This window comes from Nocardia sp. NBC_00511, assembly GCF_045161165.1.
Lineage (GTDB): Bacteria > Actinomycetota > Actinomycetes > Mycobacteriales > Mycobacteriaceae > Nocardia.
Map to the genome: position 1 here is coordinate 4,013,679 of NZ_CP107849.1, position 17,620 is coordinate 4,031,298.

Below are 17,620 nucleotides of genomic sequence, written 5' to 3' on the forward strand. Positions count from 1 at the left end.
CACGGCCCACACCCAGGGCACTCCCAGGTATGCCCACGGGATGAATTCCCGCAGTCCGCCCTACAATTCGTAAAGAACTTCCAATGTCCGAATTGTCCGTCGGCACAACGGATTTCGGCGACTCGCCGCTACGCGATGTCGCGTAGATCTCAGTCCCTTCTCATACGTTTGAATCCCGGCCCCCAGGTGTACCCTGAGTCAGCTGGTCGCACTATTCGAGAAGAGGCAGGGCGATGACCGGTCTGCATATGCCACAGCGGAATTCCGCCAATGGCGCACATCCGCATCGGACGATCACCAACACCCCCGCGGTGCCGGCCCATCGCCCCAGACTCGAGTACTTCAATATCGCGGATCTGTCCTGGACCGATTATCGCGGGTTCCTACACCCCGTGGAGCGGTTACACGCGGAACCGTGGGGTCTGTATGTCGAACGGACAGTGGACAATCCGCGCTACCACTACATCGAGTCCTGGCTGCTGCCGGAACTGTCGTTGCGCGCCACCGTCTATCACCTGCGCCCCGGGCACGACCGCGGCCAGACCTACCACCTCGACATCGGCGAGTACGGCCCGTGCGCGACCAAGAAATGGCGCGCCGAGAGCCACTACCTGCACGTCACGGCCCGCCCGGGTCAGGTGCCCGAGCTGCACGGCATCGACGAGCTGCTGACCGCGCACGCGGCCGGGCACTTCCACACCGAGCACACCCATCGCGCCATCGAGCGCGCCGCGGCGGTGGTGGACGGGATCGCGGGCTGCGATCACGACGTCGATCGCTGGCTGCTGAGCCGGGGCGTTTCGCTCACCTGGCTGTGAGCCGCGCGGTCCCGGCGGTAAACGCGAACCACCCGGTCCGACTCGCGTCGGACCGGGTGGTTTCGGGAGTGTCCGCCCTGCGACTAGGACAGGCTCGGCAGCAGGCCGTTGAGGCCGCATCCGAAGCTGCCGAAGCTGCTGGCCGGGGAGACCTGGACGTCGACCGACTTGGTCAGGAAGTCCTGGGTCGCCACCAGCGTGTGGTTGCCCGCGGTGGTCGGGGTCCACGAGATGGTCACCGTGCCGCTGAGCAGGCTCGGCGAGACCGGGCTACCGGTCAGCTCGGTGCCGTTGTCGGTGAACTTGACCGAGGTGAGACGGTCGACCGCGATGGTGGCGGTCACGGTGTAGCTGCATCCCACATTGTGCGAGGTGCCGGACACGGCGATATCGCTCGGCCAGGCGCCGGCCTGCGGTGCGGCCAGGACGATGGCTCCGGCGACCGCGCCGAGCGTCGTGACTCCCAGACCCGCCCGCCGGGCTTGCTGTGCATTCATGCGCATTCTTCCCTTGGTAGTGCTGGCCACCCAGGTGCGGTGGTCAGCGGCACATTAGCGAAATACACGTGCTTCAGATTGGGTTTTCGGAAAATTCGGACATTCTGTCCCGGTGTCCGGCAACCTGTCGGCGACGCAACACCCGCTCCCCTGGACGACCGCCGCCGGACACGCGACGATGAATGACATGACCCAGGCCTCCGCGGTGGACCTGCACCGACCCAAGGTGGAGTACTTCAACATCGACGAGCTCACCAATGTCGACCCCAAGGGTTTCGTGCGACAGGTGGAGCGCTACCAGGTCGAGCCGTGGGGCCTCTACATGGCCCGCACCTCCGACCACCCGGAGTTCGACTACATCCAATCCTGGTTGCTGCCAACGGTTTCGCTGCGCGCCACCGTGTTCCATTTCACACCCGAGTACCGGCGCGATCAGAACTACTACATCGACATCGGCGAGTTCGAACAGGTCGACGCCAAGCAGTGGCGATCGGTCGACCACTACCTGGATCTGGTGGTCCGCACCGGCCGTGAGGTCGAGCTACTCGACGTGGACGAGCTGCTCGCCGCCCACGCCGCCGGGTACCTGACCCTCACCCAGGCTCAGCAGGCCATCGAATCCGCGACCGGCACCATCGACGGAATCGCCGCGCACGGGCACAGTTTCGAGGCCTGGCTCAAGACCCAGGGCATCGTGCTGACCTGGCAGTAGCAGCCGCGGCTAGGCCTGCCCGGTCGCCGCGAGCACCCGCGGATACACCTGCTCGAACCACGGCGTCTTGACCGCGAGATAGGCGTCGATGGCCTCCGGGCCGCTCAACCCCACCGCGTTCGCCGCCGCCTTGCGCTTGATCTCGAGGTACTCGGCGCGGGCCGCGGCATCGCCGCGCAGCCATTCGACGAAAGCCAGCGCGAAGCGCTGACCCGGCCAACCGTCCACGCGCACATGGATATTGACCGGACGGCCGGGATCGGCGTTGACGTGGATGCGCTTTTCCCACAGCGCGGGATCGGTGCCCGGCTTGGCGTCATCGGTGGTGATGAGATCCAGGCGCGGAAAACCGATGGCCGCCAGCGCGTCTCGCAGTGCGTCCGCGACCGCGAGGTCGGCGACGGTGATCTGGATGTCCAGGACGTCCTTGGCGGGCAGGTCCGCCACCGCGGTGGAGCCGATGTGGTCGATGCGCCGCGCCTTGTCCCCGCAGGCCACGTGCAGCCGGGTGATGAGGCGTTGCGCCTGTGCCGCCCAGGTGGGGTCGGGGTCGACGAGATCGACGGCGCCGCGCGGGGCGCGCTGCCCGGTGCGCAGGTTCTCCTCGAACGGCACGAGGCGCTGCTCCCAGAGCGCGTGCACCTGCGGTTCGAGATCGGCGGAGTCACCGTTGTTGTCCAGCAGCACATCTCCGGCGGCACGACGCTGCTCGTCGGTGGCCTGGGCCTGGATGCGGACCAGCGCGTCCTCGGGGCTGATGCCGCGGAAGGCTTCCAGTCGATGCACCCGGGTGTCGATATCGGCCATGACCACGACCACCAGGTTCATGAACGGGCCCAGCCCGTTCTCGACCAGCAGTGGAATGTCCTGCACCACAATGCCGTCCGCGGGCGCGGCGGCGATGAGTTCGGTGGTGCGCTTGCCGACGAGCGGGTGGGTGATGCCGTTGAGGGTGGCGCGGGCCTCGTCGGTGGCGAAGGCCTTGGCGGCCAAGGCCGGTCGGTCCAGGCTGCCGTCGGCGGCGAGGATATCGTCCCCGAAGGCCGCGACCAGGGCGGCGAGCCCCTCGGTGCCGGGGGCGACCACCTCGCGTGCGATCACATCGCTGTCCACCAGGACCGCGCCGCGTTCGGCCAGCAGCCGCGCCACCGTGGATTTGCCCGCTCCCATGCCTCCGGTGAGACCGATTCGCAACATTCGACCAGTCTCGCACCCGCGCGGGCGACAGCTCCAGAGGGGTGGATTACCCACTGGGCGGCGTGGTTTCACATGCAATTGCAGTGCTTGCCCATTCCGTGACATCGGCGAGATCATTTCGCAACTTTTTCGGGCAATACCGACCGTTTGTCGGCAACATTCCGACACGCCGGGGTGAAAGTCGCGCAAAATTCGGCGCATGACACTTTTGTTCGGCTACGGTACGCCGCAGGCGATCGTAGGCCGGTAACACGCAAGAGAAGGAATATCAGTGGGCACCAAAAACATCCAGACGGGTCGCCACCGTCTGGGCCTGGCGGGCACCGTGCATTGCCGCGAGATCCCCGCCATCGCAGCTGTTCTCGCCGAATATCGGCGACCCTGGCTCGCCGCCCTGCTCAATCCCGCCCGGCACAGTCTCGGCGCGCAACGAAAACGGTCGAGCAAACCCGCTCCCCTGCTGCGCCGCTGGGTTCCCGCCACCGCTGCCTGATTCGTCCCCTGGACGATAGTGGCTCGGTCCGACATCCGGACCGAGCCACTCTCTTGCGTGCGTGTCGAAACCTATTGCGGCATAACCGAACCCCGACGGCTCAGACGAGGCCGCTGGGGCGGCGACGGCTGCCCGGATCCTGGCGCGGCATGGAATTCGGCGGCACCGGGTACGGGGTGCCGACGGTCGCGGTGCCCAGGGCGACGTTCGGGCCACACTGCGCGAGCGCCTCGGCGACCTTCCGATCCGCCGGGGCGAACGCGGGTTTCGACGCGTCCGGGCTGGACCCGAAGTCGAACGCCGAGGTCATATCGCCGGTCACGCCGCGCCGCCACGAGGTCAGATTCGGCACGTCGACGCCGAACCGCTTCTCGATCAACCGCAGCTGCGAGGTGTGGTCGAAGGTCTCCGACGCCACCAGACCGCCACGGCTGTACGGGGAAACGATGAAGCACGGCACCCGGTAGCCCAGACCGATCGGGCCGGTGATGCCCTCGTACTTCTTGTCGACCGGCACCGTGATGTATTCACCGGGCGTGCCCGCGGGCGCGGTCGGCGGGGTGACGTGATCGAAGAAGCCGCCGTTCTCGTCGTAGCTGACGATCAGCGCGGTCTTCTCCCACACCGCCGGATTCGAGGTGAGGATGTCGAGGACCTGCATGATGCCGACCGCGCCGAGGGCGGGCGGCAACGCCGGATGCTCGCAGTTGAGCAGCGGCGGGATCACCCACGACACCGCGGGCAGCGCGTTGGCGGCCACATCGGCGGCGAAGTCCTGCGGGTAGGCCGGGGCCTTACCGCGCCGTGCCAGTTCGGAATTCGGGTCGGCGGCCTGCTTGAAGCAGCCCAGCATGCCGTCGAGGAGCACCGAGGACAGCGGTCCGATATCGCGGTTGTTGTAGATCTTCCAGCTGACACCGGCATCGGAGAGGTTCTCCGGCATGGTGCGCCAGCTGTACGCGTTCTGCGGGATCAGCGTCGGCGTCTCGAGCAGCGGGCCGCCATTGAGGCCGTCCGGGTCGATGCTCGCCGACATCCAGTACAGCCGGTTGGGGTCGGTGGGTCCGAGCACCGAACAGTGGTAGTGATCGGCGATCGTGAACGCGTTGGCCAGATCCCAGTGCACCGGAATGTCGGCCTGAGTGTAGTAACCCATTGCGGCAGGGCCGTTTCCGGCGCCGACCGAGGCGATCGACATCGGCATCCAACCGTCGTTGGCGCCGTTGTTCCACGACTTGTGCATCGCGGCCCAGCTGTGGTCCGGATCGTTGATGCACTCACCGTCGAGGCTCGCGCCGCGGGTGGTGTCCAATCGGAACGGATTGAGGAAGCCGTCCGCGGTCGGCCCGACTCCGGGCGCATAGCCGTACTGGTTCCACGCCGGTGACGGATCGTCGAATCCGCGCACCCCCGACATGGTTCCGAAATAGTGGTCGAAGGACCGGTTCTCCTGCATGAGCAGCACGATGTGCTCGATATCGCCGAGCCCACCCATACCCGCCGGATCGGCAGCGTACGCGCGCTCGATGATCGGCCCGGCCAGCGAGGCGAGTGACGCCGCGCCGCCCGCGGCCATGGCCTTTGCCAGAAAATCCCGCCTGTTGATACCGGCGAACACACCCATGCTTCGATAACGCCTTCCGCTCGGAGTGAAGTCAACGCGCCCGAATTATTCAGGACGCACGTCCAGTTCGCATCAAACCCCAGGATGATGACGGACCAGCAAACCACTCGTAACCGTAGTGCGTCCGGCACCGGATTTCTGACAGTGACTTGCACCTTCGACCGGGGTATCTCTAGGCTGGTCGGCAATACCTGATAGTGACTTTCAGTTATTCGCCCTGTAGGGCAGGGACGAGCCCCGGGGAGGGACCATGACGCACCCCGCACTGATCGCCCGGCCGCCACAGCCGGGCGCCGCGCCCCGCCTCGGCAGGCTCGGCCGCTGGGGTGAACTGATGGCCCGGCACCGGCGATGGGTCATCGGGAGCTGGCTGCTGCTGGCCGTGGTCTGCGCGGCCGCCTATCCCGCGCTGCACACCCGGCTCGGCGCACCCGAGTACACCGTCCCGGGCTCCGCCTCGGCCGCCGCCGAACAGCTTGTGGCACAGCACTTCTCCGGATTGGGCGCGGAGCAGGACCTGATCGTGGTGCACTCGGACCGCTATACCGCCGACGATCCGGAATTCCGCGGCGCCGTCGATCGGGCGCTGTCCGCCGCCCGCGCCGTACCGGGCGTGGCCGGAGCAGTGAGCCCCTTCGAAGGCGCTCCCGCACAACAGATTTCAGCCGACCGTCGCACCGCACTGGGCATCGTCGGGCTGAACGGGGACATGTCCGAGCGGGTCGAGGTCGCCGCCCGGCTCACCGCCGCCCTGACCGCCGCCTCCGACACCGAGGTGCGCGCCGGGCTCACCGGCTACTCGCCGATCGAGGGTGACCTGGTCCGGATGGAGACCGCCGATCTGACCCGGGCCGAGGGCATCGGTCTGCCGATCGCGGCGCTGGTGCTGATCCTCGCGCTGGGTGCGGTCGTCGCGGCGACCATTCCGATCTCGGTCACCGCGGTCGGAATCGCGCTGGCCGTGGGTGTGCTGTTCGGGCTCACCACCTTCCTGCGCTTCGACTCGCTGGTGCTGTCGGTGGCGACCATGATCGGCACCGGCACCGCCATCGACTACGCCATGTTCCTGGTGAGCCGCTTCAACGAGGAGCTGACCAAGCGCGGAGTTCGCGATCACAAGGCCCACAAAGAGATTCACGCCGCGGTGGGCGCGGCCCTGGACACCACCGGCCGAACTATCCTGGCCTCGGGCACCATCGTGATGATCTCCCTGTGCGCCCTGGTGGTCGTGGGCCTGCCCATGCTCGACGGTGTCGCCCTGGGCGTGGTCACCGCCGTGGTGGGCACCCTGACCGCGGCGTTCACCCTGCTCCCGGCCCTGCTCGCCACCCTCGGGCCCGCGATCAACCGAGGCGCGCTCCCCGCCCGCCTGCGTCCGGCCGAAACCCGCTCGACAGCTTCCGAGCCGACCCACGCCGGAGACGCTGCCGCACAACGGAACACATCCGAGGACGGGCATTCACGGGTGGCCGATTCCCGGCGGGCCGACGGGTGGACCCGGTGGGCGTACCTCGTGATGCGGAAGCCGGTGCTGTTCGGGGGATCCGGGGTGCTGGTGCTGGTGCTGGCCGCGCTGCCGATCACCGGCATGCGCTACGGCATCGACATGGGTCTGGGCTCGCTGGGCGATCGGCCCACCGGGCAGGCAACCCGGTTGGTACAGGACAACTTCGGGCCCGGGCTGCTGTCTCCGATCCAGGTCGTCGCCTCCGGCCCCGGCGATACTCCGCTCGGCGCGGACGGCCGCACCCAGGTGCTGCGTCTGGTTACCGAGCTGTCCCACGACCCGCGTGTCGCCGCCGTGCTGCCGCAGCAGGCCGGCGGGCGCTACCTCGCGACCGTGGTGCCCAAGAGCTCCTTCGACTCGGTCGACGTCACCGCGCTGACCGCCGACATCCGTTCCCGCGCAACGGCTGCCGACTCCGCCGACATCCTGGTGGGCGGCACCACCGCGACCTTCACCGACGTGTCGAAGCTGATCACCCGTGGTTTTCCCTGGGTCATCGCGCTGGTGCTGGGGGTTTCGCTGCTGTTCCTGATCGTGACATTCCGCAGTATCGTGCTGGCGGTCAAGGCGATCGGGCTGAACCTGCTGGCCACCGGTGCGGCGCTGGGCCTCACCGTCACGGTCTTCCAGCACGGCGTCGGGCAGTCGATGCTCGGCTTCCAGAGTTCGGGCTTCCTCCAGGTCTATCTGCCGATGCTGGTGTTCGCGGTGCTGTTCGGATTGTCCATGGACTACGAGGTTTTCCTGATCCGGCGGATGAAGGAGGCATGGGATCGCCACCCGGACAATGAGTCCGCCGTGGCCGAGGGTTTGCAGCACACCGCCCGGCCCATCACCGCCGCGGCCGCCATCATGGTCGCCGTCTTCGCGAGCTTCATGAGCGCGGATGTGCTGGAGCTCAAACAGATCGGGTTCGCCCTGGCCGTCGCGGTCGCCATCGACGCGGTGATCGTGCGGCTGATTCTGGTGCCGGCGTTCATGCGGCTGTTCGGCCGCTGGAACTGGTGGCTGCCCCGATTCGGCCGTCAGCCGAGCACGGCCTCGAGCGCCAGCAGAATCGATTCGACCACCTCGGCGTAGACATCACGCAGGCGACCGGCGAAACCTGTTCCGGCCCAATGCTCCAGCCCCGCCATACAGCTCCAGATGATGATCGCGGCGGCGGTGCGCAGTTGCAGATCGTTGACGTCGCGCCCGGTGATCTCCGCGAACGTCAACCGGAACTGATCCTCGAGCGCGCGCATCTGCTCGGTCTGGCGGATCTTCACCTCGGGGATGGTCAGCACGTAGCCCATCCGTAGCCGGGTGCGCCGCTCGACCTCCTCGGTGATGATCTCGTCGATCACCACCGGCACCAACGGCCGTGCCATGGTGAGCATTTCGGGAAGGCCGAGGATGCGTCCACCGGCCACGGCGTGCAGCACCTGGAGGGTTTTCGGGTCCGCCTCGTCGTAGAGGACCAGCATCTCCTTGGTCCCGAAGTAGCGGTAGATGGAGCTCGGCGACACCTCCGCCGCCGCGGCCACCCGCTCGACGGTCACCTCGCGGTAGCCGTGCTCGTCGAACAGATCCAGCGCGATCCGCTGGATACGGCTCATCGCCTCGAGTTTGCGGCGCTCCCACAACGAAGGGGCGGACGCGATGGTGGATTCCGACATGTCGCCTCCGAGAATACCGGGCGCCGGGGTACCCATCGACGAGAAATCCCCCGGGTCCAATTCAGGACCCGGGGGATTTCCGGTCAAGCTATCCCGTCAGGGAACGCGAATTACGCGTTGCCCGACAGCTTCTCGCGCAGAGCGGCAAGCTGGGCGTCACTCGCGAGCGAGCCACCGGCCGACTCGGAAGAAGACGACGACGAGGACGAGGAGCTGGTCGCAGCCTGCGCGCCGGTCTCGGAGGAGTAGTTCGACGGACCACCGTTGGCAGCCTCAGCTGCGGCGTCGGCGGCCATCTTCTCCATCTGAGCGGTGTGCATCTTGTGGCGACGCTCGGCCTCGGCGTACCGGGTCTCCCACTCTTCACGCTGCTTCTCGAAACCTTCGAGCCATTCGTTGGTCTCGGAGTCGAAGCCCTCGGGGAAGATGTAGTTGCCCTGGTCGTCGTAGCTGTCGGCCATGCCGTACTTCGACGGATCGAACTCGGCGGTGTAGTCCTCGTTCGCCTGCTTCAGCGACAGCGAGATACGACGACGCTCGAGGTCGATGTCGATGACCTTGACCATGGCGTCGTCGCCGACGGCGACAACCTGGTCCGGGACCTCGACGTGGCGCTCGGCCAGCTCGGAGATGTGCACCAGGCCCTCGATGCCCTCTTCGACCCGCACGAAGGCGCCGAAGGGAACCAGCTTGGTGACCTTGCCCGGGACGATCTGACCGATCGCGTGGGTCCGGGCGAACTGACGCCACGGGTCTTCCTGAGTCGCCTTGAGCGACAGGGAGACACGCTCGCGGTCCAGGTCGACGTCGAGGACCTCGACGGTGACCTCGTTGCCGACCTCGACAACCTCGGACGGGTGATCGATGTGCTTCCAGGACAGCTCGGAGACGTGCACCAGGCCGTCGACGCCACCCAGGTCCACGAAGGCACCGAAGTTGACGATGGAGGACACGACGCCCTTGCGGACCTGGCCCTTCTGCAGCTGGTGCAGGAACTCGGAGCGGACCTCGGACTGGGTCTGCTCGAGCCAGGCACGACGCGACAGAACCACGTTGTTGCGGTTCTTGTCGAGCTCGATGATCTTGGCCTCGATCTCCTTGCCGACGTACGGCTGGAGGTCGCGGACGCGGCGCATCTCGACCAGCGAAGCCGGGAGGAAGCCGCGCAGACCGATGTCCAGGATCAGGCCGCCCTTGACGACCTCGATGACGGTGCCCTTGACGGCCTCGTCCTTCTCCTTGAGCTCCTCGATCGTGCCCCAAGCCCGCTCGTACTGAGCGCGCTTCTTCGACAGGATCAGGCGGCCTTCCTTGTCCTCCTTTGTGAGAACGAGGGCCTCGACCTCATCACCCACGGAAACGACCTCATTCGGGTCGACATCGTGCTTGATGGACAGTTCGCGAGACGGGATGACGCCTTCGGTCTTGTAACCGATGTCGAGAAGGACCTCGTCACGATCGACCTTGACGATGGTTCCTTCGACGATGTCTCCATCGTTGAAGTACTTGATGGTCTTGTCGATGGCGGCGAGGAAGTCCTCGGCAGAGCCAATGTCATTAATGGCTACCTGCGGCGAGGTCACAGTAGTGGGCATGTGTTGGGAGGCTCCGGACGGATTGTGGTCGGTAGTGGACATGTGGGCTTTCCGTATTGCTGCGAACACACAGCTGATGGAACTAACGTTGGCGGCTCGGCCTTAGCAAAGCATGCGCACAGCACATCGCTGCGACGCTGCGCAACGCTGCTCTGAAAAGCATGCGGACTCACAGCACGATTGTCTGCTCTACTCGGTCTCGAGAAACCGGGTACAGAAGACACTCGCGGAAAACAGCGTACGCGACGGATGTTGTACCAAGCAAACACGGGTCCCCGCCGGTCAGTCGATAGGGTGATCCCATGTCCGAAGATCACTCTGCCACCACCGTGGATGCCCGTCACGCGGAGGCCAACGCTCTGCTCGGAACCGCGGGAGTGGCTCGCGTCAAGGTCGATTCGGATGCCAGTCAGCGAGCCAACCGCCGCTGGTGGGACGCGGACGCCGCCGCCTATCACGAGACGCACGCCGATTTCCTCGGCGTGGACTCGACCGCGGGCGAGTTCGTGTGGTGCCCCGAGGGGTTGCACGAAGGTGACTGGCGACTTCTCGGGGATATAGAGGGCAAGCGGATCCTGGAGATCGGCTGCGGCTCCGCCCCCTGCTCGCGCTGGCTCGCCTCGCACGGTGCGCACCCGGTCGGACTCGATATCTCGCGAGCCATGCTGGATCGCGGACTCGCCGCCATGACCGAGGGCGGCCCCCGCGTCCCGCTGATCCAGGCGGGTGCCGAAGAGTTGCCCTTCGCCGACGCATCCTTCGACCTGGCCTGCTCCGCCTTCGGTGCCGTCCCCTTCGTCGCCGACTCCGCTCAGGTGATGCGCGAGGTGCACCGAGTCCTCAAGCCCGGCGGCCGCTGGGTCTTCTCGGTCAACCACCCCATGCGCTGGATCTTCCCCGACAACCCCGGCCCCGAGGGCCTGCTCGCCGCCATCCCCTACTTCGACCGCACCCCCTACGTCGAATTCGACGCCGAAGGCGAACCCACCTACGTCGAACACCACCGCACCATCGGCGACCGCGTCCGCGAAATCGTCGCCGCCGGCCTCACCCTCCTCGACATCATCGAACCCGACTGGCCCGAATGGCTCGACCGCGAATGGGGCCAGTGGAGCCCCCTGCGCGGCGAGATCTTCCCCGGCACAGCCATTTTCGTCACCCAGAAACCGGCCTGACACGACCGCCCGGCTCCACGATCCACCGCCGGAAGGGGACCGGTCGCGGCGGGCGCGACCGGTCCCCTTGGGGTGAAAGGTATTTGATCGACGGGGCGGTGCTCGTTTCGTGAGCTTCGGTGGTGAGACCGCTATTTCGGGTCGCGCCCGGCTTGTTTGAGGGCCAGGCGGAGGGCGAATTCGATTTGGGCGTTGATGCTGCGGAGGTCGTCGGCGGCCCACTTGGCGATGGCCTCGTGGATCGACGGGTCGAGCCGCAACAGCACCTTCTTCGGCTCGCGCTTGACCATCAGGAGTACAGGGTGCCGGCGTTGACGACGGGGGCGGCGGAGCGGTCGCCGCACAGGACTACCAGCAGGTTGGAGACCATGGCGGCTTTGCGCTCCTCATCGAGTTCGACCACGCCCTGTTCGGCGAGTCGATCCAGGGCCATGCCGACCATACCGACCGCGCCCTCGACGATGCGGCTGCGGGCGGCGACCACCTGGGCGGCCTGCTGGCGGACCAGCATGGCCTGGGCGATCTCCGGCGCGTAGGCGAGGTGGGTGATGCGGGCCTCGATGATCTGGATTCCGGCCAGCGCGGTGCGCTCACCCAGTTCGACGGTGAGCTCACCGGCCACCTCCGCGCCGTCGCGCAGGCTGGGGGTGCCGGAGTCGTCGGTCTGGTACGGGTGGGTGGTGGCGAGGTGGCGGACCGCCGTCTCGGACTGGGTGCGAACGAAGTCCTCGTAGTCGTCGACGGCGAAGGCGGACTTGTAGCTGTCGGTGACCTGGTAGACCACGACCGCGGCGATCTCGACCGGGTTGCCGTCGGAGTCGTTGACCTTCAGCTTCTGGGTCTCGAAGTTACGCACCCGCAGAGAGATGTTGCGGCGGCTCGACAGTGGGACCACCCAGTGGAAACCGGATTCGGTGACCGAACCGATGTAGCGGCCGAAGAACTGGATCACCTTGGCCTGGTTGGGACTCACGGTGACGAACCCGCTCGCCACCAGCACCGCGGCCAGAATGGTCACCGCCATGAGAATGCCCAGCACCGTGGTGCTGTCGTGTCGTGCGCTGGCATCGTGCAGGCCGCGGATCTCGAGGCCGAGCCCGATGATCAGCAGGATGAAAACCCCCAGCAGAAGGAAGCCGTTGAGTCGAAATGCTCGACGTAGCTCCATGACGCTCTCCTAGTATCGAAGTGATATCACGACGATAGCGCCGGACGAGTCGCCGCGGCAAGTGTCTTTTCGGCTGCACCGCCGGTCACTCCGATACGAGGAGACCCCGTGATGCGCTGGGCATCACGGGGTCTCGAGGCCGATCGTCAGTGCGGGCGGATATTGCGGTTCGCGCGGAAGAGGTTGGCCGGGTCGTACTTCGACTTGAGCGCGGCCAGTCGCTCGTAGGTGGATTCGCTGTAGCCCGCGCGGGTCTGAGCCTCGTCGGCGAAGTCCGCGCCACCGTAGAGGAAGTTCAGGTTGTGGCCGATATCCCAGGGCTGCAACGTCTTCCGCAGCTGCGCCAGCCCCTCGCGGATGGTGTCCGCGTCCGGTCCGGGCATGGCGATCACACGGGCCACGTATTCCGCGTCGCGGTGGTCCATGGTGATCGCGTTCGGGCCCCGACGACGCAGCGCGCCACCGAGGTGCCGGAATCCGGCGACGACCGGGAGCGGCGAGTCGGGACCGGTGGCCGCCAGGAAGGCCGCGGCGGCCTCGGCGGGCAGTTCGGCGAGCAGCGCGTTGGTGGCGGTGTAGGGGTGCGGCTCATCGGGATCGCGGTAGATGCCATGGGTTTCGGTGTAGGGCATGACGCGCAGGTCGTCGGCGAAGCGTTCGCCGATTGCCCGCAGCGGGGCCACCAGCCGGTCGCCCTCCTCGGCCGATCCGGTGAACGCGATATTGACGGTCGCCAGGTAGCGGCCGCGCAGGTGCGGGGGCAGCTGTGGGATGTCGGGCATGACCATCGCGGTGAAGGCCGAGCTCATCTGCTCGGGAAGGTCCCGTGTCCACTGTCGCCAGGCCTCCAGCGCCGTCGCCACCAGCGGGGTGTCGAATTGCAGCTGGCCGCCGTACACCGTGGTCACCGGCAGCAGTTCGAGCTCGAGCGCGGTGACGACACCGAAGTTGCCGCCGGTACCCAGCACCGCGCCGAACAGCTCGTCCCCGGCCCGCAGGCGACGCAGCCTGCCGTCGGCGGTGACGATCTCGATGCCGCGCACATGCTCTGCGGCATAACCGAATTCGCGGGCCAGGATGCCGACGCCGCCGCCGAGGGTGTAACCGACGACGCCGACCGACAGCGAGGATCCGTTCAACGGGGCCAGACCGTGCGCGGCGGCCGCCTCGATCAGCGCCCCGGCGTTGACGCCCGCGCCGATCCGGGCGATCCGGGTGGCGGGGTCGATCCGAATATCGGTGAGGCGGCGGGTATTGATCAGTACCCCGCCCTCGACGGGCACCGACAGTCCGTGCCCGGTGGCCTGCACCGCGACCGGAAGACCTTGGCGCGCGGCGTATTCCACGGCGGCGCGCACGTCCTCGGCGTGTGCCGCGCCGACGACCACGGCGGGCCGGTGCGCGTAAGAGGTTTGGAATCCGGCGATTTCGGTGTCGTAGCCGTCGTCGCCGGGCTGGAAGACGGGGCCGGTGGTGGTCAGTTCGGTGATCGCTGTCTTCGTCATGACCATGACTCTGCGCGGATTCGATCGAGAACTCCAACACATGGTTTTTCTGGTAGCTAGAATCATCAGTTATGGAACTGCGTCAGCTGCGCTACTTCGTCGCGGTCGCCGAGGAAGCCAACTTCACCCGGGCCGCCGAACGGCTGTTTCTCGCGCAGCCCGGGCTCAGCGCCCAGATCCGGCAGCTGGAACGCGAGCTGGGCCAGCCGCTGCTGGATCGTTCGAGCCGTTCGGTGACGCTGACCCCGGTGGGTGCGGCGGTGCTGCCACTGGCGCGGGCGGCGCTGGAATCGGTGCAGCGGATCACCCACACCGTCGACGAGTTCACCGGGCTGCTGCGCGGGCACGTGCGGGTCGGGCTGATCTCGGGCGCGGCCGGCGAAGAGGTCGATATCGCCGGGGTGCTGGCCGATTTCCACCGCGATCACCCGCAGATCGGCATCTCCCTCACCGAGAGCACCTCGGACGCCATGCACGCCGCCGTCCGCCGGGGTGATCTCGATATCGCCCTGCTGTCCATCGCCGAGGACCCGGATCCGGCCCTGGGCACCGAACTCGTCTACGACAGTGAGATCGTCGCCGCGGTGCCCCGTGAGTCGGACGAGTTCGGCGAGCGAATCACCCTGCCGCAGTTGTGCACTCACCCACTGATCTGCCTGCTGCCGGGCAGCGGCCTACGCAGTCTGCTCGAGAATGCCTGCGCCGCAGCGGGTCTCACCCCGAATGTGGCGTTCGAGGCGGCCGCTCCCCCGCTGCTGATCCAATTGGCCGCGCACGGCCTGGGTGTCGCGGTGATCCCGCCGATCCCCGAGGCCGACGCGGCCGCACTGGGCGTCCGCACCCTCGCCATCGATCCACCCATGCGTGGGCGATTGATGCTGGCGTGGAGCAATGAGCGGCCGATGGCTCCGGCCGCGAAAGTCCTACTGGGACAACTGCGCATCGCGCTGTCCCGATGGAAGACGGGGTCGGCCGGACCGGTCACCGCGCGGGCTTGAACACCGTGCGCAGACCACCGTCCCGCAGGGCCTGAATCCCGACCAACGCGAACAGGACGGCCCCGGTCACCAGGTGCTCGATGGCGTCGCTCACGTGATTGGGGAAGCTGAACATCAGCACCGAGTGCGCGAACAGCGCCCACAGTCCGACCACGAATCCGCCTCCGGCACCGGCGATCACGCAGTACCAGGCGGCCCAGTTCTTGCGCAGCGCGACCACCAGGGTGGGCGCGAACAGCAGCAGGCCCGCCAGTCCGTGCCAGCCGTTGTAGTCCATGCCGAGGACTGGTTTCGAGGGCGCGCCCATGCCCACGGCGAAGCTGGGCTCGGCCACCCAGCCGACGATGGCCCAGACGAGGTGGACGATCCCGATGATCAACACCGCCCATTGCAGGAAACTCCAGCGTGCCGATTCGGCCTGCCGTGACGCTGTCAGCGATGTCATGCGATGACCTCCCACCCGAGAATCTATCTACTACACAATGTAGTTGCCCTACCCGGCAACGGGAAGCATTCCACCGAAATAGCATCGATCTCGACCACAATCGCCCGATTCACTCCCTAACCTTCCTTATTGCACTTTCCGATAGGGACATTTAGGGTAGTTCACGTGACTGATCGCCTGTACTCCGTCGAGGAGGTCGCCGAACGTCTCGGCCTGCACGTCCGCACCGTGCGCGGCTATGTTCGCGAGGGCAAACTCCCCGCGGTGCGCATCGGCAAGCAATACCGGATCGCCCAGCCGGACCTGGCGGCCTTCACCGGCCGCCCGGCACCGGATGCGTTGCGCGAGAACATGTCCCGGGAACGGCACAGCGAGGTGTCGAGCATCGTCGAACTCGAGGCGATCGACCCGCCCACCGCCGACCGTCTCACCACACTGCTGACAGGCATCGCGGGCTCGCACCGCACCGGCGAACAACCCCTGCGCTTCCAGACGTTCCACGATCGGGAACGCGCGCGGCTGAAGATCATCATCGTGGGCGGCCTGGGCGATACGGCCCGGCTGCTGGAATACATGGAAGGGGTGCTCGCGTCATGAGCGCGATCTACAAGTCCGAGGCCGGTCGCTCGGCCGTCCAGGTCCGCTACCGGGAAGTGTTGCGCGAGTGGCCGGTTGCCGCCGAGCAGCTGCGTCTCCCCACCAGCCAGGGCGAGACCTTCGTGCTCGCCTCGGGTCCCGCCGACGCTCCGCCGGTGATCCTGCTGCACGGCTCCGGCGGCAACTCCTCGACCTGGCGCGGCGACATCGCCACCTGGGCAAGGGATTTCCGGGTCTACGCGGTCGACATGCCCGGCGAGCCCGGCGGCAGCGCCGAGAACCGTCCCGAACTCGGTTCCGAGAACCTGGCGCTGTGGCTCGACGATGTCCTTGCGGGACTGGAGCTTCCGGCCGCGAGCTTCGTCGGCATGTCGCTGGGTGGTTGGACCGCACTGGATTACGCGGTGCGTCGCCCACAGCGGGTCACCAAACTCGCCCTGCTGTGCCCGGGCGGCATCGGCAAGCAGAAGTACGGCTGGATCTTCAAGAACCTGGTCGACCACCTGTTCAACAACCACGACATGCGCCGCTCGGCCGCCATCGTCACCGGCCTGTCCGCCGAGGAGTACGGCGGTGTCCTCGACGACGTGGTGCTGGTCTTCGACCATTTCAACCCGCGCACCGGCAAACTGCCGATCTTCACCGACGATCAACTGCGCGCGCTGCCCATGCCGGTGCTGGTCCTGGTCGGCGACCGCGACGTCATGTTCGACTCGAACAAGACCGCCCAGCGCGCCACGACCCTCATCCCGAACGCCGATGCCCGCATCCTGCCGGACACCGGCCACGCCGTCCTGGGCCAGACGGAACCCGTCCGCGAATTCCTGCTCTGACCAAGGGCCGCAACGAGATCAGAGGATGCGCGAGAGGAACGCCTTGGTTCGGTCCTGCTGCGGGCTGGCCAGCACCTCGCGCGGGTTGCCGGCTTCGACGACCACGCCGCCGTCCATGAACGCCAGCTGATCTGCGACCTCACGGGCGAAACCCATCTCGTGGGTGACCACGACCATGGTCATGCCCGATGCCGCGAGCTCACGCATGACGCCCAGCACCTCGCCGACCAGCTCCGGGTCCAGCGCGGAGGTGGGCTCGTCGAACAGCATCAGCTTGGGGTCCATGGCCAGCGCCCGCGCGATGGCGACGCGCTGCTGCTGGCCGCCGGAGAGCTGCGCCGGATACGAATGGGCCTTGTCCGCCAACCCGACTCGGTCCAGCAGCTCCTTGGCGCGGGCCACCGCGTTGGTCTTGCTGAGCTTCTTGACCTGGGTCGGCGCCTCGATGATGTTCTCCAGCGCCGTGCGGTGCGGGAACAGGTTGAAGTGCTGGAACACCATGCCGATATCGCGGCGCTGCTTGGCCGCGTCCCGGGGATGCAGCTCGTAGAGCTTGCCGTTCTTCTCCCGGTAGCCGACGAGGTCGCCGTCCACGTAGAGCCGCCCGGCATTGACCTGCTCGAGGTGGTTGATGCAGCGCAGGAAGGTGGATTTGCCGGAACCGGACGGGCCGATCAGGCAGAGCACCTCACCGCGATTCACCTCGAGGGTGATGCCCTTGAGCACCTGCAACGCGCCGAAGCTCTTGCACACCCGGTCCGCGCGCACCATCGGCGTACCGGCCCGCAGGACGTCGGC

At 67.0% G+C, this 17,620-nt stretch carries 18 protein-coding genes; 8 read left to right on the forward strand and 10 right to left on the reverse strand.

The features are described 5' to 3' along the window. Window positions 1–233: 233 nt before the first annotated feature. A complete protein-coding gene (locus OG300_RS18885; protein WP_405497735.1) occupies window positions 234–818 on the forward strand; it encodes a hypothetical protein in 585 nt (194 codons plus the stop codon). Between the two features lie 83 nt (window positions 819–901). Here the strand turns inward: OG300_RS18885 and OG300_RS18890 are convergent, their stop codons facing one another. Then, on the reverse strand, window positions 902–1,315 hold the full coding sequence (locus OG300_RS18890) for a hypothetical protein (RefSeq protein WP_405497737.1): 414 nt from the start codon (window positions 1,313–1,315) through the stop codon (window positions 902–904). Between the two features lie 187 nt (window positions 1,316–1,502). On the opposite strand from OG300_RS18890, the gene OG300_RS18895 reads away from it, so the two are divergent. Beyond that, entirely contained in the window at window positions 1,503–2,027 is a 525-nt protein-coding gene (locus OG300_RS18895) for a DUF402 domain-containing protein (protein ID WP_405497739.1), read from the forward strand. A gap of 9 nt (window positions 2,028–2,036) precedes the next feature. On the opposite strand, the gene coaE is transcribed toward OG300_RS18895, so the two are convergent. Beyond that, window positions 2,037–3,224 (reverse strand): dephospho-CoA kinase, encoded by a 1,188-nt coding sequence (coaE, locus tag OG300_RS18900; RefSeq protein ID WP_405497741.1) that lies wholly within the window; start codon window positions 3,222–3,224, stop codon window positions 2,037–2,039. A gap of 271 nt (window positions 3,225–3,495) precedes the next feature. Between coaE and OG300_RS18905 the strand changes: the two genes are divergently transcribed. Beyond that, window positions 3,496–3,717: a hypothetical protein gene (locus OG300_RS18905; protein WP_405497743.1), complete on the forward strand. Its 222-nt coding sequence runs from the start codon at window positions 3,496–3,498 to the stop codon at window positions 3,715–3,717. A gap of 100 nt (window positions 3,718–3,817) precedes the next feature. Here the strand turns inward: OG300_RS18905 and OG300_RS18910 are convergent, their stop codons facing one another. After that, window positions 3,818–5,341 (reverse strand): phospholipase C, encoded by a 1,524-nt coding sequence (locus OG300_RS18910; protein ID WP_405497745.1) that lies wholly within the window; start codon window positions 5,339–5,341, stop codon window positions 3,818–3,820. Between the two features lie 250 nt (window positions 5,342–5,591). Between OG300_RS18910 and OG300_RS18915 the strand changes: the two genes are divergently transcribed. Next, on the forward strand, window positions 5,592–7,928 hold the full coding sequence (locus OG300_RS18915) for an MMPL family transporter (protein WP_405497747.1): 2,337 nt from the start codon (window positions 5,592–5,594) through the stop codon (window positions 7,926–7,928). Here the strand turns inward: OG300_RS18915 and OG300_RS18920 are convergent. Together OG300_RS18920 and rpsA are read right to left on the reverse strand one after the other, a co-directional pair. Beyond that, complete coding sequence (locus OG300_RS18920; protein ID WP_405497749.1) at window positions 7,874–8,506, reverse strand: TetR/AcrR family transcriptional regulator; 633 nt, start codon at window positions 8,504–8,506, stop codon at window positions 7,874–7,876. The two genes, OG300_RS18915 and OG300_RS18920, sit on opposite strands and share 55 nt — an antisense overlap. Window positions 8,507–8,616: 110 nt before the next feature. Further along, the gene (gene rpsA / locus OG300_RS18925; RefSeq protein ID WP_405497751.1) at window positions 8,617–10,101 is read right to left on the reverse strand and encodes a 30S ribosomal protein S1; all 1,485 of its coding nucleotides are present in this window, start codon (window positions 10,099–10,101) and stop codon (window positions 8,617–8,619) included. A gap of 302 nt (window positions 10,102–10,403) precedes the next feature. Between rpsA and OG300_RS18930 the strand changes: the two genes are divergently transcribed. Continuing rightward, window positions 10,404–11,276 (forward strand): class I SAM-dependent methyltransferase, encoded by an 873-nt coding sequence (locus tag OG300_RS18930; protein ID WP_405497753.1) that lies wholly within the window; start codon window positions 10,404–10,406, stop codon window positions 11,274–11,276. 131 nt (window positions 11,277–11,407) lie between these two features. Here OG300_RS18930 and OG300_RS18935 read toward each other — a convergent pair whose 3' ends face one another. From OG300_RS18935 to OG300_RS18945, 3 genes are all read right to left on the reverse strand, one after another. Next, window positions 11,408–11,566: a hypothetical protein gene (locus OG300_RS18935; RefSeq protein ID WP_405497755.1), complete on the reverse strand. Its 159-nt coding sequence runs from the start codon at window positions 11,564–11,566 to the stop codon at window positions 11,408–11,410. After that, complete coding sequence (locus tag OG300_RS18940) at window positions 11,566–12,444, reverse strand: SPFH domain-containing protein (RefSeq protein ID WP_405497757.1); 879 nt, start codon at window positions 12,442–12,444, stop codon at window positions 11,566–11,568. The genes OG300_RS18935 and OG300_RS18940 overlap by 1 nt, the downstream gene beginning before the upstream one ends. Window positions 12,445–12,590: 146 nt before the next feature. Then, window positions 12,591–13,949 (reverse strand): FAD-binding oxidoreductase, encoded by a 1,359-nt coding sequence (locus tag OG300_RS18945; RefSeq protein WP_405497759.1) that lies wholly within the window; start codon window positions 13,947–13,949, stop codon window positions 12,591–12,593. Between the two features lie 71 nt (window positions 13,950–14,020). Between OG300_RS18945 and OG300_RS18950 the strand changes: the two genes are divergently transcribed. Then, complete coding sequence (locus tag OG300_RS18950) at window positions 14,021–14,947, forward strand: LysR family transcriptional regulator (protein ID WP_405497761.1); 927 nt, start codon at window positions 14,021–14,023, stop codon at window positions 14,945–14,947. Here OG300_RS18950 and OG300_RS18955 read toward each other — a convergent pair. Further along, window positions 14,931–15,392 (reverse strand): DUF4383 domain-containing protein, encoded by a 462-nt coding sequence (locus OG300_RS18955; RefSeq protein WP_405497763.1) that lies wholly within the window; start codon window positions 15,390–15,392, stop codon window positions 14,931–14,933. The genes OG300_RS18950 and OG300_RS18955 overlap by 17 nt on opposite strands. Before the next feature lie 165 nt (window positions 15,393–15,557). On the opposite strand from OG300_RS18955, the gene OG300_RS18960 reads away from it, so the two are divergent. Together OG300_RS18960 and OG300_RS18965 are read left to right on the forward strand one after the other, a co-directional pair. Then, on the forward strand, window positions 15,558–15,989 hold the full coding sequence (locus OG300_RS18960) for a helix-turn-helix domain-containing protein (protein WP_405497765.1): 432 nt from the start codon (window positions 15,558–15,560) through the stop codon (window positions 15,987–15,989). Continuing rightward, the gene (locus tag OG300_RS18965) at window positions 15,986–16,822 is read left to right on the forward strand and encodes an alpha/beta fold hydrolase (protein ID WP_405497767.1); all 837 of its coding nucleotides are present in this window, start codon (window positions 15,986–15,988) and stop codon (window positions 16,820–16,822) included. Before OG300_RS18960 ends, OG300_RS18965 begins: the two co-directional genes overlap by 4 nt. Before the next feature lie 18 nt (window positions 16,823–16,840). Here OG300_RS18965 and OG300_RS18970 read toward each other — a convergent pair whose 3' ends face one another. Beyond that, window positions 16,841–17,593, reverse strand: a complete 753-nt coding sequence (locus OG300_RS18970) for an amino acid ABC transporter ATP-binding protein (RefSeq protein WP_405498592.1) — start codon at window positions 17,591–17,593, stop codon at window positions 16,841–16,843. Window positions 17,594–17,620: the final 27 nt, after the last annotated feature.